Genomic DNA, 17,799 nt, shown 5'->3' with positions numbered 1-17,799 from the left:
ACACATGCTCACCTGCACACTTTATCCGCTTGACTACCAAGCAGACCCCGGTGATTTCTTCGAGCGCATCCGTAATGCGGAGGGTGCTGTTCTACTGGACTCTGGCAGACCAACGGCCACACGTGGACGATATGACCTGCTTAGTGCCTGGCCGCTAGAGCAGCTCGCCCCTTTACCGGAGGAATCAGGGCATTCGTTTTTCGCTCGGCTTCGCCACGCACTCGGCAGGCTCGGAGCAGCGCAGCTTCCCACCGAAGTAGATCTGCCCTTTGCAGGTGGCGTGATGGGCTATCTGAGCTATGATTTTGGTCGCCAGCTGGAGCGTCTACCGGCTCAGGCCCAAGATGATCTGATGTTGCCTGAGGCCAGACTGGGTCTGTATGGCTGGGCATTGATTAGCGATCATGAAAGACAGACCAGCCAGCTAGTATTTCATCCGGTACTGAATGCCGCTGAACGCTCGCGCTTGATTGATCTCTTCACAAGCCCGGTTACTCCAAGCCAGGATCAAACCTTTTGCCTGAAAATCCCATTCCAGGCGAATGTGACTAAAGAGCGCTATCGCGAACAAATCGAGCGAACCCAGGCGTATATAAACGCTGGGGACTGTTATCAGATCAACTTCACACAGCGCTTTCAGGCGCCCTGCTCTGGATCGGGCTGGCAAGCCTACCGCACCTTGCGAGCCGCCTGCCCTACGCCTTTTTCCGGTTATATGCCCATCCAGGGCGGTGCCATCCTCAGCCACTCACCTGAACGCTTCATTCAGGTGCATGACGGTCGGGTGGAAACACGCCCTATCAAAGGGACGCGACCACGCAGCCTGGACCCCGTACGAGACGCCGCCCTGGCAGATGAATTGCTGGCCAGTCCAAAAGATCGTGCCGAAAATGTAATGATCGTTGATCTTTTGCGTAATGACCTGGGACGCAGCTGCCGAATAGGCTCGGTCAAAGTCCCTGAGCTATTTACATTGGAGAGCTATCCAAACGTGCATCATCTGGTGAGCAGTGTGAGGGGTGAGCTTGCATCCGGTTGTGATGTATTCGATCTGCTGGCCGGAAGCTTTCCAGGCGGCTCAATCACCGGAGCCCCCAAGATTCGGGCAATGGAAATTATCGATGAGCTGGAGCCGACTCGCCGCTCCATCTACTGTGGCTCCCTGCTCTATATCGACGTGCGGGGCGAGATGGACAGCTCCATCGCTATTCGCAGTGTATTGATCAAGGACGGGATGGCCAGCTGCTGGGGCGGCGGTGCAATCGTCAGGGACTCAGAATGGCAAGACGAGTATGAGGAATCTATTGCCAAGGTACGAGTGTTATTGAACACCCTTGAGATGCATAGCCTGACGGATGCCGCTACGTCGTGCAGCCCAGACGGGGCTTTGTTACCATGTTCGTCTTGACTTATTAGCGTTGGAGCCTTGCCATGTCACTTGATCTGGACCGCATCAATGCCGAATTCGCCAATCAGCCTGAGCAGCTTGTTGCCTGGGCATTGGGTCTTGGCAAGCCGGCTATCTGCACGACCAATTTTCGTCCGTTTGAAGCGGTCATTCTTCACATGGTAACGCGCGTAAAGCCTGACATCCCTGTGGTGTGGATGGACAACGGCTATAATACCGAGGCGACTTATCGCTTCGCCGATGAGGTCGCCCGCGCACTTAATCTCAACTTGATCACTTATCTACCCAAGCGCTCGCGGGCCCATCGCGAAGCTATTGAAGGTCCTGTGCCTGGTTTAGACGATCCACGCCATGAGGCCTTTACCGAAGAAGTCAAACTTGAGCCGTTTACCCGCGCACTGCGGGAAATGGCACCCAGCGTGTGGTTTACCGCATTGCGTGCAAGCGATACTGCAGTACGTGCCCAAATGCAGCCGGTCAGCATCAACCAGGATGGCCTGATCAAGGTTGCCCCCCTGCTGAACTGGACCTCTAAAGACCTGTACCAATATCTGGTGGAGCACAATCTGCCAAACAACTTCGATTACTTCGACCCCACCAAGGGCGAAGAAAACCGTGAGTGCGGCTTGCATATCCAGCACTGATAAAGCAAAAAGCCACTCATCAAGAGTGGCTTTTTTATGCAGCCTGCCGCTCAGGAAGATGGGGCAGTCTTGAGCGCAAGGCGCCGCTCCAGCTGGTTATACACGACCCATGTCATCAAAAGACCTATGCAAAGTACTCCTGCCAGGAAGTACAAACCGGACGATAATGTCCCGGTATAGGTTTTAAGTGCGCCAATACCAAATGGCCCGATATAACCTCCCAGATTCCCCACCGAATTGATCAGCGCAATGGCAGCGGCGGCACTGGCACCCGAGAAAAAGCGACCTGGTAGCGCCCAGAAGATTGCAGTGCAGGAAAACAGGCTGAAGGCCGCCAGACACAAAGCCCCCAATTGCAGTGCTGGTGCACTTAGGTAAGCACTGAAGAAGAAACCTATGGCACCTAGCGCATACAGGACCGCCAGATGACCATAACGATCATTCAGGCGATCTGAACTGCGAGGAATAAGCAAAAGACCAATAATGCCAAAGAGATAAGGAACGGACGAGACAAAGCCGGTCATGATGTCACTTCCGCCAAACTGATGAATCAGCGTCGGCAGCCACAAGCCCAGGCCGTAAATACTCAAGGTCACCGGCAGATAGAAAAGTGCCAGTAGCAGGACGCGCTTGTCCTTGAGTGCATGCAGTGGATTGCCATGACGTGTCTGGCCATATTCCTGCAAATCCTTTTCAAGTTCGTTTGCCAACCAGCGTTTCTCATCAGCCGATAGCCATTTCACCTTTGCCGGACCATCTGGCAGAAAACGCAAGGTTGGCCATGCGAGCAATACTGCAGGCGTACCGATAAGAATGAACAGCCACTGCCAGCCATGCAGACCCATTATGCCTTCCATGCCTAGCAAGGCGCCCGAGAGCGGACCAGTTACCATCATGGCAATGGGTTGCGACAGGATGAAAAATCCCAGGATCTTGCCGCGGTGACGTATGGGATACCATTGCGTGATGTAGTACAGCACCCCAGGAAAGAATCCCGCCTCCGCAATACCAAGTAGAAACCGCATTACATAGAAGCTGGTTGGCCCCTGGATGAAGGCCATGCCAATCGTAATGGCACCCCAGGTAATGAGGATCCGTGCAAACCAGCGGCGCGCTCCAAAGCGAGTCAGGAACAGATTGCTTGGCACTTCGAATAGGAAATATCCGATAAAGAACAGTCCTGCCCCCATCCCATAAGCCGCATCGCTGATGCCGATATCTGCCCCCATATGCAACTTGGCAAACCCGACAGCGGAACGGTCCACGTAGGCTACAAGGTACAGCAGGATAAGGAAGGGAATAAGTTTGAGTGTGATGAGGCGGATCAGCCGCATTTCTGGGCTCATAGCCAAGTCTCCGATTGTTTTTGTTATGTACGGCTTGAGCATAGCAGCCGCACTGGTGATATGGACTATAAAGTAATACTTTTTACTCAACAACACTTCACATGAAAGCTTATTAAGTCTAAATTCGGATCAATACTTCCGTTTAGTATGACAAATAAGAGTTAACAACATGTCTGAGAAAAAAACCCAGTTGCGCTCGGCCCAGTGGTTTGGCAATGCCGACAAGAACGGCTTCATGTATCGCAGCTGGATGAAGAACCAGGGCATCCCGGACCATGAGTTCCAGGGCAAACCCATCATCGGGATCTGCAACACCTGGTCCGAACTTACCCCCTGCAACGCCCACTTCCGCAAGATTGCCGAGCACGTCAAGCGCGGCGTCTACGAAGCCGGCGGTTTTCCCGTCGAGTTTCCCGTCTTCTCCAATGGCGAGTCCAACCTGCGCCCCACCGCCATGCTGACCCGCAACCTGGCCAGCATGGACGTGGAGGAAGCCATCCGCGGCAACCCGGTCGATGCTGTGGTGCTGCTGACCGGCTGCGACAAGACCACCCCTGCGCTATTGATGGGCGCTGCCAGCTGCGACGTACCCGCCATCGTGGTAACCGGCGGGCCGATGCTTAACGGCAAGCACCACGGTCGCGACATCGGTGCCGGTACCATCGTCTGGCAGATGCACGAGGCCTATAAGGGTGGGCTGATCGACCTGAACGAGTTCCTTTCTGCTGAAGCTGGCATGTCCCGCTCGGCCGGTACCTGTAACACCATGGGTACTGCCTCCACCATGGCCTGCATGGCTGAAGCCCTGGGCACCTCGCTCCCGCATAACGCTGCGATCCCAGCCGTGGATTCGCGTCGCTATGTTCTAGCGCACCTCTCTGGCATGCGTATCGTGGACATGGTGCATGAGGACCTTCGCCTGTCGAAGATCCTGACCAAGGAAGCCTTCGAGAATGCCATCCGCGTCAATGCTGCCATCGGCGGTTCGACCAATGCCGTGATTCACCTCAAGGCCATCGCCGGGCGTATGGGCGTAGACCTTGAGCTGGACGACTGGACGCGGGTCGGTCGCGGTACGCCTACCATCGTCGACCTGCAGCCGTCCGGTCGCTTCCTGATGGAAGAGTTCTACTACTCCGGTGGCCTGCCGGCAGTGATTCGCCGGATGGGTGAGGCAAACCTGCTGCCGCACCCTGATGCCCTGACCGCCAATGGCCAGTCGATCTGGCAGAACTGTGCCGAGGCGCCGATCTACGGGCAGGATGAAGTCATCCGTACGCTGGACAACCCCATCCGCAAGGACGGCGGCATCTGCGTGTTACGGGGCAACCTGGCACCCAAGGGAGCAGTGCTCAAACCCTCTGCTGCCACACCGGAGCTGATGCAGCACCGGGGCCGTGCGGTGGTGTTCGAGAACCTGGAGCATTACAAGGAGCGTGTGCTCGACCCGGACCTGGATATCGACGAGACCTGCGTCATGGTGCTCAAGAACTGCGGACCAAAAGGGTATCCGGGCATGGCTGAGGTGGGCAACATGGGTCTGCCACCCAAGCTGCTGGCCAAGGGCATTACCGACATGGTGCGTATTTCCGATGCGCGCATGAGTGGGACGGCCTACGGGACGGTGGTGCTGCACGTAGCGCCGGAGGCTTCGGCAGGTGGTCCGCTGGCGGTGGTGCGTGACGGTGACATGATCGAGCTGGACTGCGAGAACGGCCGCCTGCATCTGGATATCAGCGATGAAGAGCTGCAGGCCCGCTTGGCGGACTGGCAGGACCCGAACGCCAACCTGCTCGGTGGCGGTTACCGCAAGCTGTACGTGGACCACGTGCTGCAGGCCGATGAGGGCTGCGATTTTGACTTCCTCGTCGGCTGCCGTGGCTCCGAGGTGCCGAGACATTCACATTGAGTGAGTTCTCAACGCCCCTTTCCGCATTGGCGAGGGGCGAATGTTATGATGCGCGGCCTCGAAACAGGATCGCCACGTCGCGCCTCATGGAATATCGCAAACCTTCACTTCGCAAAAGCATGCATGCCCGAATCGTTCAGGAGTTGGGCCGGCATATCGTTTCTGGCCACTTTCCTGCAGACTCCAAGCTTCCGCCTGAAGCGTTACTGTGCGAGGAGTATGCTGTCAGCCGCCCGGTGCTGCGCGAAGCAACCCGAGTCTTGGTAGCCAAAGGGCTTGTCTACTCCAAACCCAAGGTGGGCACGGTTGTCAGGCCTCGTCGCGAATGGCATATGCTTGATCCCGATGTACTGCACTGGTTGATGGAAACGACGCCACAAAACGACTTCTTCAACATGCTTTCAAGCGTGCGCTGCATTATAGAGCCCGCTGCCGCCGCGCTTGCTGCTACGCATGCCACACCGGATGACGTAGCGGCCATTGAAAACGCTTATCAGCGCATGGAAGCAGCCAAGACGCCGGAAGAGTGGTTACAACCGGACTTGGATTTCCACAGTCAGATTGCCGAAGCCACTCACAATGATCTCTTGGCTAACCTCTGCAACATGCTATCACTAGCACTGCGCGAATCGCTCAAGCAGTCAAACAGGCGTCCCAACCTTCATGAGTTCGCCCTTCCCCGCCATAAAGCGATCCTGACGGCTATTCAACATGGCGACGCCCTGGGCGCCAAACATGCCACCCTGGTACAACTGGAAGACGCACGTAAGGCTCTTACACTAGTATTAGAGGGCGAATAGCCATAAAAAAGCCCCGGCACGCCGGGGCTTTTTCATTAACGGAGCGATCAGCTCAGCGCATCACGTGTCGTAACGCCGTTAACCAGACGGGCAATACCCAGCGGGTTAGCGTTCTTGAGTGGCTCAGGCAGCAGTGCATCCGGGTAATTCTGGTAGCAGACCGGGCGCAGGAAGCGATCGATGGCCAACGTACCTACGGAGGTTCCGCGAGCATCGGACGTTGCCGGGTAAGGACCACCATGAACCATGGAGTCACAGACCTCTACGCCGGTTGGATAACCATTGATCAATAGGCGCCCTGCTTTTTGCTCAAGCACAGCTGTCAGCTCAGCACCGTAGGTTTCCAAGTCACCCGGCTCGGCAATCAGCGTCGCGGTCAGCTGGCCATGCAGGCCATGCAATGCGCGAATCAGCTCGGCCTTATCGGCAACTTCTACCACAATGCTAGTTGGGCCAAAAACCTCTTCCTGTAACAACTCATCACCTTCCAGCAGCAAGCTGACATCAGCCTTGAACAACTGTGGCTGAGCCTGATTGTTATTTTGCTGGGTTGCACCGGCAAGATGAGTAATACCGGAGTGAGCATTCAAATGCTCGAGACCTTTGACATAGCTCTTCAGGGTGCCTGCATTGAGCATGGTCTGCGCCGGCTGGTCATTCATGGTCGCGGCGAAACGCTCCAGGAATGCAGAGAACTCTGGCGAACGAATGCCAATGATCAGGCCCGGGTTGGTACAGAACTGACCACATCCCAACACGACCGAAGCGGCCAGCTCATTAGCCACATTATCGCCGCGCTGCTTGATCGCTTCAGGCATCAGCAGAACCGGGTTGATACTGGACATTTCAGCAAAAACCGGGATCGGCTGAGGACGTGCAGCAGCCATATCACACAGTGCGCGGCCACCTCGCAGCGAGCCCGTGAAACCGACCGCCTGGATGGCTGGGTGCTTGACGAGCTGCTCGCCGACGCCAGCGCCGTAGATCATATTGAAAACGCCAGCCGGCATGCCAGTACGCTCAGCCGCACGAATAATGGCTTCAGCCACATATTCAGCTGTTCCCATGTGACCACTATGGGCCTTGAACACAACCGGGCAACCGGCAGCCAGCGCCGAAGCGGTGTCGCCGCCTGCGGTAGAGAATGCCAGCGGGAAGTTGCTTGCACCGAATACAGCTACTGGACCAAGACCGATACGGTATTGGCGCAGGTCTGGACGAGGCAGCGGCTTTCGGTCAGGCAAGGCACGGTCGATGCGCGCCCCGTAGAAATCACCACGACGCAGGACCTGAGCGAATAGACGCATCTGTCCACTGGTGCGTCCACGCTCGCCTTGGATACGGCCAGCAGGCAATGCGGTTTCGCGGCAAACCAGCTGCACGAAATCGTCACCCAGCGCGTCCAGTTCGTCTGCAATGGCCTCCAAAAAGCTGGCACGCTTTTCAGCGCTCAGGCTGCGATAGATGGGATAAGCCTCTTGCGCAGCACGTGCAGCAGCATCAACTTCTTCAGGCGTAGCCTGATAGAACTTATACGATAACTGTTCTCCAGAGGTCGCATCCACGCTATAGACGATAGTTTCGCCTTTAGCACTACGCGCTCCGCCAACATAGTTATGTCCTGTGATCTGCATGCTTAACTCCTTGACCATAAAGGGTTTCAGGACACTGCGCGAGCCAATGCTCACGCAGATAAAATGAGAAGAACATCGGTGTCAGGCACTAAAGGTACATCCTGTCGGACTTTAAGTCATCATACAACATAGCAATTTAGTGATTTAACCGGCCTCTTATGAAGGCAGATTTAGCTGACAACCCACGTTTAAAGCACTTGATGTTCAGAACGTTATAGCGCTTTGATGTTGCCTATTACGAAATCCGGCTTATGGGAAGCGATGCCATTGATCAGAGGTTTACCGAATTCAGGCATGCTGATTTCGAACCGATCTCCCGGCTGCGCCTTGATACCGTCAGCGAAGGACAGTGTAGCCGTTCCGAAAAAATGTACATGTACGTCGCCCGGACGCAAAAACTGGTTGTACTTGAAATGGTGATATTCAAGATTCGCCAGGCTGTGACACATATTCTCTTCGCCTGAAAGAAATTCCTTTTCCCAAAGGACCTCACCGTTACGGCGAATCCGGCTCATACCTGAAAGGTGGCGAGGCAGCTCACCTACTCGCAATTCAGGCCCAAATGCGCAACAGCGCAGTTTAGAGTGCGCTAGATAAAGGTAGTTTTTCCGTTCCATGACATGATCGGAAAACTCATTTCCCAGCGCAAAACCTACCCGATAAGGTTCCCCGTCATCACCGATGACATACAGGCCGGTTAATTCAGGCTCTTCACCGGCATCTTCGGCAAACTCGGGAAGGGAAAAATCCTCGCCCGGACGGACAACAATGCTGCCGTCACCCTTGTAGAACCATTCTGGCTGCGCCCCCACTTCACCGGCCAAAGGTCGTCCGCCTTCAAGTCCCCAGTTGAACATACGCATGCTGTCGGTCAACTTGGCTTCGTCCTGATTGTTGTGCTGATGCATCTTGTCTCGCGTAGAAGCACTGCCCAGATGCGTAAGCCCAGTTCCGGTAACCAGGCAGTGGGCCGTATCGTCATGATCCAACGGAGGCAATACGCGACGGGCTTCGAGCACACTGTCATAACTCGGTCCTGGCTCGGTACCCTGCGCCTGGACCTCAGCAACCAGATCATGTCCATTTCGGATTGCATTCAGTGCCAGCTCACGTGTCGTGCGAACATTACGTACAATCTGGAGATTCTCGCCTTCAACCACTCCTACATGGCGCTGGCCTTCTGAAGTCTCAAATTGAATCAGTCTCATGGGGTTTGCTCTTATCGTTATGGGCTGAATGGATAGCGCATACTTTACGGCGCGCGCAGAACGCTGCCTAATGAGAGGTACTGATTAAGCGATAACCTTTGGTTATTCCCATGATTCCATCTTTGAATTCCATTTCATCGCGCCTACGCGTACGTCAGCTCAAGCTTCTCATTGCCCTTGAGGAGCATGGCTCACTGCACAAGGCTGCCGAGCAGGTTGCTATTACTCAACCGGGTGCAACGAAAGCCCTCCATGAAATTGAAGCGACACTAGGCGCCACCCTTTTTACACGTACCAGTCAGGGACTGGTGCCTAACGATCTGGGACGCTGCGTGACTCGATATGCGCGCCTCATTCAGTCTGACATTGCCCACCTCAGGGAAGAAATGATTGGCATCCTGCATGGTCAGGGTGGCCGGTTGTCCATTGGCGTTATCATGGGTGCGGTGCCGCTGCTCATGCAGTCGCTCAATCGGCTTCGCCAGAAACAGCCGGAACTGTCGATTCATATCGCGGAGGACACCAGCGCGCGACTGCTTGCCCTTCTCGACCAAGGGCGGGTAGACGTAGTGATTTGCCGAACCAGCGTAAGCACCCGGCCTGATGCATATGAAAAGCTGATCGAACATCCAGAAAGCCTGGCGCTGGTGGCTCATCCCAACCATCCGCTGGCCAACGCATCACTTTCCAGTCTGGACGAGCTGACAGGCTATCGCTGGGTTGTCTATCCGTCCAACATGCCCATGCGCCTCGCGCTGGAGCAGCAGTTTCGCCTTGCAGGGCTCGACTTTCCGCGCTATCCCATCGAAACGGCCTCTACGTTCACGATGCTTAGCCTGTTGCAGGAGGATCCGCATCTTCTGGCTGTGATGCCTAGCGATGTAGCGCTCTTCAGTGAACGCTTTGGCTTGCTCAAGCGCTTTTCCATTGACCTGCAAATCAACAGCGAGCCCTATAGCGTTGTCATTCGCCAGGGCATGGACGTCACCGCACCGGCCAAAATGCTGATTGAAGAATTAAGGCAGGATATGGGGCTGACGGTGCAGCCCCATAGGCAGGAGATTACTGCTTGAGGGTCGAGAATTTGTAGATGGTAGTCTGCTTGTATGTCTCGCCGGGATTCAAGCGAGTGCTGGCAAAGTTGGGCTGGTTTGGTGCATCGGGGAAGTGCTGAGCCTCCAGCGTAAACGCTCCCCAGTGCGGATAAACCTTGCCCTGCTTGCCCTTGATGGTGCCATCCAGAAAGTTGCTGGTATAAAACTGCACGCCCGGCTCGGTTGTATACATCTCCAGACGCCGCCCGGATGATGGATCAAAAGCCGTAACCGCTACGGCATCGAGCTGCCCCGGCTTATCAAATGCCCAGTTGAAATCAAAGCCACCCTGTTTGGGCTCGGCATATTTCAGCTGTTGGTCGTTGTCACGAATGTGCGCACCGATAGCAGTCGGATGGACAAAGTCCATGGGCGCACCCTTCACCTCAGCCAGTTCCCCGGTCGGAATCAGCGTTGAATCAATCGGGGTGAACTTGGACGCATGGATAGTCACCTTCTGGTCAAGAATGGTCCCGTTGCCAGCGCCCGCCAGATTGAAATAACTGTGATTGGTCAGGTTGACTACCGTAGGCTTATCCGTCGTTGCGGTATATTCGATCTGCAACTCGTTATGCTCGTTGAGGGTATAACGCACAGTAGTAGTGAGCGTGCCTGGAAAGCCCATCTCACCATCAGACGAAACATAGCTAAGCGATACGCCCTTCCAATCCTTGCCCTCGATAGGCTTGGCCTGCCATACCTTGGTATTGAAGCCTTCCGGTCCGCCATGCAGAGCATTTGGATCATTATTGATCGGCACCTGATACGTCTTGCCATCAAGCTCGAACCTGCCTTTGGCCAGGCGATTGCCGAATCGGCCGATCAGCGCACCAAAGTAAACGGTGCCGTTATCCAGATAGCCTTTCACATCATCAAAACCTAGAACGACATCCTCCACATGCCCTTTTGCATCGGGCACCTCAATGGACTGGACGATACCGCCATAAGTAATGATGCCAACTCGCATTCCGTTGCTGTTTTGTAGCGTATAGCGCTCGATGGCACGGCCATCAGGAAGTGACCCGAACGGGGCACGATCAACATGCAACGAGCTGGCTTGGGAGAGTCCGGACATAAGAGCGAAACCTATACCTAGCAGAACAGCAGACTTTCGGGACACTTTCATCGTATGAACCTCGTATTGTTTTTCTTGTAAGGGACACCTGTGAGCCGCTGGAAAGCTCACCCCGTCACTCTGACACAAAATGAGACGAAGTGACTCCCTTTCTTTCATACGATGATTAAGCGAATCTAGTAGGTCGGCAATGTGACATCAGCAAACAGGTCTTCAACTTCCTGGCGGCTATGGCACTGCATCGCCTGCACAAGGACTTCACGCGTCAGATGCGGGGCGAAACGACTGATGAAGTCACACATATATCCCCGTAGGAAGGTCCCCCGACGCAAGCCGATCTTGGTAATGCTGGCCTCGAACAATTCACTGGCGTCCAGCGCAACAAGGTCACTGTCGAGCTTATGGTCAACCGCCATATCCGCCACGATTCCCACCCCCAGACCGAGCCTTACATAGGTCTTGATAACGTCGGCATCGGCTGCGGTGAAAACGACTTTTGGCTCCAATCCTCGCCGGCTAAAGGCCTCATCCAGCTTGGAACGACCTGTAAAACCGAATACGTAGGTGACGATGGGATGCTCAGCTAGAGCTTCCAGGGTGAGCTTGGGCACTTTGGCCAAGGGGTGACTATGGGGCACGATGACACATCGATTCCATCGATAGCAGGGCAGCATGATCAGATCACCAAAATGCTCAAGGCCTTCCGTTGCAATGGCAAAATCAACTGTGCCATCTGCTGCCATTTCAGCAATCTGCATAGGTGTACCCTGCTGCATGTGCAGGGCGACATCCGGATACTGCTTCATGAAATCACTGATCACATCCGGCAAGGCATAGCGGGCCTGGGTGTGCGTCGTGGAGATTGAAAGCGTGCCCTTCTTCTCGTTGGAGAACTCTTGGGCGATCTGCTTGATGCTTTCGCACTTACGCAGGATCTCACCAGCGGTCTGGATAATCCGCTCACCCGCTGGCGTAATGCGTGTCAGGTGCTTGCCGCTTCGAGCAAACACCTCTACCCCCAACTCATCCTCAAGCAACCGGATCTGCTTACTGATGCCTGGCTGGGAGGTATACAGGCTTTGCGCTGTTGCAGAAACATTGAGATCGTGATGCGCCACTTCCCATATGTACCTCAATTGCTGAAGCTTCATGATGGCTCCTTGCTATAGCTAACAGCACCGTTGTTATAACCTATACTAACGCACTACAAAAATATTTATAGCCATTGGTAATTATCAATGGCTGCGATGCTGCAACATGGGTACAAGATAGACAGGCACATCCGCCATTTGCAGAACTTTGCCTGCAGTACGTCCCAGCGGTGTATCCCAAGCGCTGCCATGACTATGACTGCCCAACACGATCAAATCGACAGCCAGATCATGGGACTGATCAAGAATGACCTGAGCGGGATCTCCCTGAACGACCCGCACCAAGCGGATACGGTCAAACTCCTGCGCAGCCTCCCCCATTTCATCGCGCAGACACTCAATCACGCGCTGCTCAATATTGGCTAAAACGGTATTGAAACCCTGCTTGTTCAATTGTGCCAACGTGGAGGCATCCATATAGGTTTGCAAAATCGAGTCAGCGAACAACCCCAAGGGTTCAACCGCATGTACGACATACAACTTAGCATCATGCGCTCGCGCCAAGGAAAGCGCATGCTGCAAGACAGAGGATGAGTAGATGCCCAGATCAGTTGCATAAAGAATCGATTGGATCAATTGGCCCCCTCAACTACTGACGTGGATGGCCGTCATACGACATGCCGAATGCTTATTCATCACAGGAAAGCGTAGCAGCGTATTGCCACTTCGCCGTGCAAAATGCTGGTAAATGCCTTAATTTGCGAACTTGGTTAGTTAACATCACACTTCTCTCATCAAGGTAAATCATCAGCATCACGGCTCAGACAAGCCAGAATTCCCTGATTCAATTCAGACTCGGTCATCCGCGTTTTCAGCCCGCCATAAAATAGCCCCTGACGTACTACGAACAGAGCAGGCAAGTGAAATACCTCATAGCGCTGCACCATTCCTCCGTTTCGCTCCGCATCGACCCAGGCGATTCGATCGCATGGCAAGTTCATCTCCGGCAAGCGCTCTCGCGCCCACCGGCAACTTGAGCACCCTTCACCAGTGAAGATAAGCAACGTTACTCCCGAAAGCGCCAACAACGCCTGATCCGCATCAAGATCGCTTAATTCCACAAAGCCTCGCTATTTCGTACTGGTCAAGACATCCAAGGACGCAACAGGCCGCTTCGTCTCTCGAACCGGAAAAGGCCATTGTCGCCTCCTATGAAGACACGTTATGGTTAGCCTCTTGTCAACCTTTTACCGCGTAACGCCAGCCGGTTATGCCCAAGCAGGCACCGTGGCCTCCGAGAACACTATGGCCGATTTACCTATAAATGACCTAAACGTCGTATCAAACGACCCCCTGATAACGCCTGAGCGACTCAAACTAGAGATTCCTTTGACCGAAAGCGCCTCCAAGACAGTCGCTCAGGGTCGCCAGGTGGTGCGTGATATCCTTGATGGCAAGGATCATCGGATTTTTGTCGTGATTGGCCCCTGCTCCATTCATGACATCAAGGCAGCCCACGAGTACGCCGACCGCCTGAAGGTTCTGGCCGAAAAAGTTTCCGATACCCTCTTCCTTGTCATGCGGGTGTATTTTGAGAAGCCGCGGACGACAGTCGGCTGGAAAGGGCTTATCAACGATCCCTACCTGGACGACTCCTTCAAGATTCAGGATGGTTTGCACATTGGTCGCCAATTGCTGCTGGAGCTGGCCGAGAAAGGCTTGCCTACTGCCACCGAAGCACTAGATCCCATCTCACCACAGTATCTTCAGGACCTGATCAGCTGGTCTGCAATTGGCGCCCGGACCACGGAGTCCCAAACGCACCGTGAAATGGCTTCCGGCCTTTCATCGGCCGTTGGCTTCAAGAACGGCACCGATGGCAGCCTGACCGTTGCTATCAACGCCTTGCAATCGGTCTCAAACCCACATCGTTTCCTCGGCATCAACCAGCAGGGACAGGTCTCGATCGTGCAGACCAAAGGTAACCCCTACGGTCATGTGGTTCTGCGCGGCGGTAACGGCAAACCGAACTACGACTCGGTCAGCGTTGCGGTATGCGAACGTGAATTAAGCAAAGCCAAGGTCAAGGCTAATATCATGGTGGATTGCAGCCATGCAAACTCTAACAAGGATGCCTCACTGCAGCCGCTGGTAATGGATAACGTTGCCAACCAGATTATCGAAGGCAACCAGTCCATTATCGGATTGATGGTGGAGAGCCATCTGGGCTATGGCAACCAGCCGATTCCTAAGGATCTCAACGAACTGAAATACGGCGTTTCGGTTACAGATGCCTGCATCGATTGGGAAATGACGGAACAGAGCATCATGAGCATGCATAACAAGCTCAAGGACGTACTGCCCAAGCGCAAGCGCGATTGATTGCCAGTCTTCTTATAGCCGGGTTCTTTACCCGGCTTTTTTATGCCTGTCGATTAGTGAGGAGCCGTTAGCTTCTGCTGACGCCGCTCGATATAACGCTCGACATAGGAGCAGGATGGAATGACGCTATAGCCACGTGACTCCGCGTACGTCAGTGCGTGTTCGGCTAACGCTGCGGCTATTCCCCTGCCCCGCAGATTATCGGGCACAAAGGTTCTGTAAAAATCCATGGTCTGCTTACCAAGATCCATATAGGCAAGATACGCGCGCTGCCCATCGACGTGGATGACAAACTGGTGAGATGAGAGGTCGTGGTCGATTGAAAACGACTCGTTCATATCTGCTCCTTGGCGGAAAACCGATTACCCGCCTTATCTCTCTTATTGGGAAGCGACATTGCTGCCGAGCCTATTTTCAGACTACAGAAATGGCTGCCCCGTTCGGGCCGGCCATCGCACAACAATCATGACCTTAGGCTTAATACAACGAGCATCTGGCGCAAGACTAAGAGCTTAATAGTGCGTTGAAGTTTGCATTAATACAACCCATTAGCCTTGTAACTGTTTGCCTTAGTCGCGCTCCTTATACCGTCAGAAAACCCGTCATCAGTCACCCTTGGACACTTTTTAAGCAACGCAATGTCAATTTATCGAGCTTATGAGAGGGAAAGTGAAAAAAACTCGCGAACCTTGCATTCGCTCAGTTTACTTACTACACGTTATGAGTAGTATGTAGCGCGCAATTTTCCGCTGGGAAATTTGCACTCTATATGGAAGTCCACCTCAAGGGGATAATGATGAACAACGCTCTGAAATTTGCCGCTCTGGCTCTGGCAGCTGCCCTGGCTACTGGTTGCAGCCACGCTTCCAAAGAAAGCGAAGCCCGTCTGACCGCTACTGAAGACGCTGCTGCTCGCGCTCAGGCTCGTGCTGACGAAGCTTATCGTCATGCTGACGACGCTCTGGCTGCTGCTCAGAAAGCTCAGCAGACTGCTGACGAAGCTAACGAGCGCGCTCTGCGTATGCTGGAAAAAGCCAGCCGCAAATAATAGGTCTCTGACCTGTTAAGCCGACTCTCGGGTCGGCTTTTGCGAGCAACAAAAAGCCCGCCATTTTGGCGGGCTTTTTGTTGCCACACTGTTTTATAGCGCTGCAGCAGGCTGATCAGCGGCAGTCGCAGCCGTTTGCGAAGCCTGATTGATGGTAGCAGCTACCTCTACGGGCAGACCATCCTGCGCCGTGACGATATCCTTTACCAATTCCCAGTTCAGCTCAGCGTGACCACTCAAGTCCTCGCGACGGATCATGGCATTCACCACAGCCGTGTGCTGGTCGATCATGGCCGGCTTGCCATTTTCGCTCGAGAGCGGCTCATGCGCCTCCAGATACAGCTTGCCTTGGCTGATACCAAACTTGTAAGGCTCGTTGATGATGCGTACTGGGGTGTTCACCGGAATCATTCCAACGAACTCCTTGAGATCCTCATTCAGCATCCGGAAACAGCCGTGGCTGACCTGCATGCCAATACCAAATTTTTTATTGGAACCGTGGATCAGATAACCTGGTAGCGCAAGGTTCAACTTGTAGGGTCCAAGCGGATTGTCCGGCCCAGGCGGAACCACGGCTGGAAGCGGATCACCATCGGCGGCGTGCTCGGCACGAATCGATGCAGGCGGATACCAGCTGGGGTCCTTGGTCTTGGCGGTGATTCGGGTAGTCCCAACAGGCGACCCCCATCCTTCACGTCCAATTCCCAATGGGTAGGTGAAAACCGTATTACCCCCTTTGGGGTAGTAGTACATACGGTACTCAGCCAGATTAATGACAACCCCTTCACGCGGCCCAGGCGGCAGGATGAACCGTGTAGGCAGAACCACTTCGGTACCCGCCCCTGGCAACCAGGCATCAACACCCGGGTTCGCTGCCACCATCTCCGAATAGCCAAGATCGTACTTCTCACCCAGGTCTGCAAACGTGTCCTCGTAGGCAGCCTTGATGACCTGCACCTCGCCCACGATATCTTCACCAGGCGGTGGAAGCGGCAATTCCAGGGCGCAAGCCGTACCGGCAGTCAGACTAACGGCAAGCGATAAACAGGCGATAGATGATGCGCGAGACAACATCGAAAAATCCTTTGAAAAGAATGCTGTAAATAGTGTCAGTGTAACACTGCGCCTATAAGGTCGTGAGACCTCAGAGGAACGAAACAGTACCCACTTCACCCCGTTTATCTGCTTCCAGACGTTCCATGCACTGGGGGCATAACTGCGAGTGTCTCAGCCAATGCCGAGCCAATGGCTGAAACTTGGGCTCGGCCGGGAGAAGGCTGCCGCACAATGTGCGATCGGCATGTCCACCTAGCTCAAGCTGGCGTGCAACGATGTGCAGCCGTGTAGTCCGGCAGGCGAACAGATCGAGCTGTGAATCAGGCACGATAAGTTGAAAGCCAAACAAGGACCAGGCGTGACGCGACATTTGAGGCTCCAGAAGGGGGGCGCAACCTTAACGGAAAGGCGTTGACCTGAAAAGCAGGTGAACCGGATTTAACCGTCCCAAACTGTAAAATCTTACAAAATGTCAGTGCTTTGCATTGTGCGTCCGTTCAAGCAAGGGCTGTAAGGCTTGCCAGGCATTTTCCAGTAGTCTTGGCTGTCCGGCTGCATTGGGATGAATTCCGTCTGGCTGCATGTACTGCTCTATTCCTCCAACCCCCTCCAGAAAGAAGGGCACCAGTGCGACCTTTTTTTCTTCAGCCAGACTGGAATAAACCGCAGCGAAACGCTCGGTATACTGAATGCCATAGTTGGGCGGCAACCGCATTCCTAGAAGCAGTACCTTGGCACCTGCCTGCTTGGACTGGTCAATCATTGATGCAAGATTCTGTTGCAATTGCGCAGGGGGCTGGCCTCGCAAACCATCATTGCCGCCCAGCTCAATCAGCACAACATCAGGCTTATGCTCATTAAGTAACGGCGATAGCCGGGAAAGCCCGCCGGCACTGGTGTCACCGCTGATCGAGGCATTGATGACTTTGTAGCTGCCCTTCTGTTCGTCCAGCCGTTTTTCAAGCAGCGAAGCCCATCCTTGGCCCGTTTCTATCCCCAAACCGGCACTGATACTATCTCCAACGATCAAAAGCGTCTGTGCTGCGGCGTGTTGCGCAATTAGAAACAGCGCGAGACAGCCGCCCGATAACCATTTACGCATGC

Annotated in this window: 18 protein-coding genes; 7 read left to right on the top strand and 11 right to left on the bottom strand. The window is 54.3% G+C overall.

The window, feature by feature from the left end:
• Positions 1-4 precede the first annotated feature (4 nt).
• Together pabB and AC4LF3_RS07255 are read left to right on the top strand one after the other, a co-directional pair.
• On the top strand, positions 5-1,408 hold the full coding sequence (gene pabB / locus AC4LF3_RS07260) for an aminodeoxychorismate synthase component I (RefSeq protein WP_491835018.1): 1,404 nt from the start codon (positions 5-7) through the stop codon (positions 1,406-1,408).
• 23 nt (positions 1,409-1,431) lie between these two features.
• Positions 1,432-2,052, top strand: a complete 621-nt coding sequence (locus AC4LF3_RS07255) for a phosphoadenosine phosphosulfate reductase domain-containing protein (protein WP_010797785.1) — start codon at positions 1,432-1,434, stop codon at positions 2,050-2,052.
• A gap of 50 nt (positions 2,053-2,102) precedes the next feature.
• On the opposite strand, the gene AC4LF3_RS07250 is transcribed toward AC4LF3_RS07255, so the two are convergent.
• Positions 2,103-3,398, bottom strand: a complete 1,296-nt coding sequence (locus AC4LF3_RS07250; protein WP_010797784.1) for an MFS transporter — start codon at positions 3,396-3,398, stop codon at positions 2,103-2,105.
• A 169-nt stretch (positions 3,399-3,567) separates the two neighbouring features.
• On the opposite strand from AC4LF3_RS07250, the gene AC4LF3_RS07245 reads away from it, so the two are divergent.
• Positions 3,568-5,307 (top strand): IlvD/Edd family dehydratase, encoded by a 1,740-nt coding sequence (locus AC4LF3_RS07245; protein WP_010797783.1) that lies wholly within the window; start codon positions 3,568-3,570, stop codon positions 5,305-5,307.
• A gap of 86 nt (positions 5,308-5,393) precedes the next feature.
• Positions 5,394-6,107, top strand: a complete 714-nt coding sequence (locus AC4LF3_RS07240; protein ID WP_074827402.1) for a FadR/GntR family transcriptional regulator — start codon at positions 5,394-5,396, stop codon at positions 6,105-6,107.
• Positions 6,108-6,154: 47 nt separating this feature from the next.
• Here the strand turns inward: AC4LF3_RS07240 and AC4LF3_RS07235 are convergent, their stop codons facing one another.
• Positions 6,155-7,741: an aldehyde dehydrogenase (NADP(+)) gene (locus AC4LF3_RS07235; RefSeq protein ID WP_491835017.1), complete on the bottom strand. Its 1,587-nt coding sequence runs from the start codon at positions 7,739-7,741 to the stop codon at positions 6,155-6,157.
• Positions 7,742-7,953: 212 nt separating this feature from the next.
• Positions 7,954-8,949 (bottom strand): AraD1 family protein, encoded by a 996-nt coding sequence (araD1, locus tag AC4LF3_RS07230; protein ID WP_491835016.1) that lies wholly within the window; start codon positions 8,947-8,949, stop codon positions 7,954-7,956.
• A gap of 110 nt (positions 8,950-9,059) precedes the next feature.
• On the opposite strand from araD1, the gene AC4LF3_RS07225 reads away from it, so the two are divergent.
• Positions 9,060-10,022 carry a LysR family transcriptional regulator gene (locus AC4LF3_RS07225; protein WP_010797779.1) on the top strand — a complete coding sequence of 321 codons (963 nt, stop codon included), beginning with the start codon at positions 9,060-9,062 and terminating at the stop codon, positions 10,020-10,022.
• On the opposite strand, the gene AC4LF3_RS07220 is transcribed toward AC4LF3_RS07225, so the two are convergent.
• The 4 genes from AC4LF3_RS07220 to AC4LF3_RS07205 form a co-directional block, all read right to left on the bottom strand.
• On the bottom strand, positions 10,012-11,169 hold the full coding sequence (locus AC4LF3_RS07220) for an aldose epimerase family protein (protein ID WP_010797778.1): 1,158 nt from the start codon (positions 11,167-11,169) through the stop codon (positions 10,012-10,014). The two genes, AC4LF3_RS07225 and AC4LF3_RS07220, sit on opposite strands and share 11 nt — an antisense overlap.
• A gap of 125 nt (positions 11,170-11,294) precedes the next feature.
• Complete coding sequence (gene cysB / locus AC4LF3_RS07215) at positions 11,295-12,269, bottom strand: HTH-type transcriptional regulator CysB (RefSeq protein WP_239380390.1); 975 nt, start codon at positions 12,267-12,269, stop codon at positions 11,295-11,297.
• An 84-nt stretch (positions 12,270-12,353) separates the two neighbouring features.
• On the bottom strand, positions 12,354-12,845 hold the full coding sequence (locus AC4LF3_RS07210; RefSeq protein ID WP_010797776.1) for a universal stress protein: 492 nt from the start codon (positions 12,843-12,845) through the stop codon (positions 12,354-12,356).
• Positions 12,846-13,003: 158 nt separating this feature from the next.
• The gene (locus AC4LF3_RS07205) at positions 13,004-13,330 is read right to left on the bottom strand and encodes a YbbN family protein (protein WP_010797775.1); all 327 of its coding nucleotides are present in this window, start codon (positions 13,328-13,330) and stop codon (positions 13,004-13,006) included.
• A 184-nt stretch (positions 13,331-13,514) separates the two neighbouring features.
• Here AC4LF3_RS07205 and AC4LF3_RS07200 point away from each other — a divergent pair, with 184 nt between their 5' ends.
• A complete protein-coding gene (locus tag AC4LF3_RS07200; protein WP_026003971.1) occupies positions 13,515-14,591 on the top strand; it encodes a 3-deoxy-7-phosphoheptulonate synthase in 1,077 nt (358 codons plus the stop codon).
• A gap of 53 nt (positions 14,592-14,644) precedes the next feature.
• Here AC4LF3_RS07200 and AC4LF3_RS07195 read toward each other — a convergent pair whose 3' ends face one another.
• A complete protein-coding gene (locus AC4LF3_RS07195) occupies positions 14,645-14,929 on the bottom strand; it encodes a GNAT family N-acetyltransferase (RefSeq protein WP_010797773.1) in 285 nt (94 codons plus the stop codon).
• Between the two features lie 458 nt (positions 14,930-15,387).
• Between AC4LF3_RS07195 and AC4LF3_RS07190 the strand changes: the two genes are divergently transcribed.
• The gene (locus tag AC4LF3_RS07190; RefSeq protein WP_026003970.1) at positions 15,388-15,639 is read left to right on the top strand and encodes an Lpp/OprI family alanine-zipper lipoprotein; all 252 of its coding nucleotides are present in this window, start codon (positions 15,388-15,390) and stop codon (positions 15,637-15,639) included.
• Between the two features lie 93 nt (positions 15,640-15,732).
• Here AC4LF3_RS07190 and AC4LF3_RS07185 read toward each other — a convergent pair whose 3' ends face one another.
• The 3 genes from AC4LF3_RS07185 to AC4LF3_RS07175 form a co-directional block, all read right to left on the bottom strand.
• Positions 15,733-16,713, bottom strand: coding sequence for a L,D-transpeptidase family protein (locus AC4LF3_RS07185; protein ID WP_150347707.1), 981 nt, complete (start codon positions 16,711-16,713; stop codon positions 15,733-15,735).
• A gap of 70 nt (positions 16,714-16,783) precedes the next feature.
• Complete coding sequence (locus tag AC4LF3_RS07180; RefSeq protein WP_010797770.1) at positions 16,784-17,065, bottom strand: hypothetical protein; 282 nt, start codon at positions 17,063-17,065, stop codon at positions 16,784-16,786.
• A 102-nt stretch (positions 17,066-17,167) separates the two neighbouring features.
• On the bottom strand, positions 17,168-17,797 hold the full coding sequence (locus AC4LF3_RS07175) for an arylesterase (protein WP_491835015.1): 630 nt from the start codon (positions 17,795-17,797) through the stop codon (positions 17,168-17,170).
• Positions 17,798-17,799: the final 2 nt, after the last annotated feature.

Source organism: Pseudomonas sp. C2.3V, from assembly GCF_058536325.1.
Note: the sequence above shows the minus strand (reverse complement) of the source record. Positions and strands in the feature narration are given on the sequence as shown.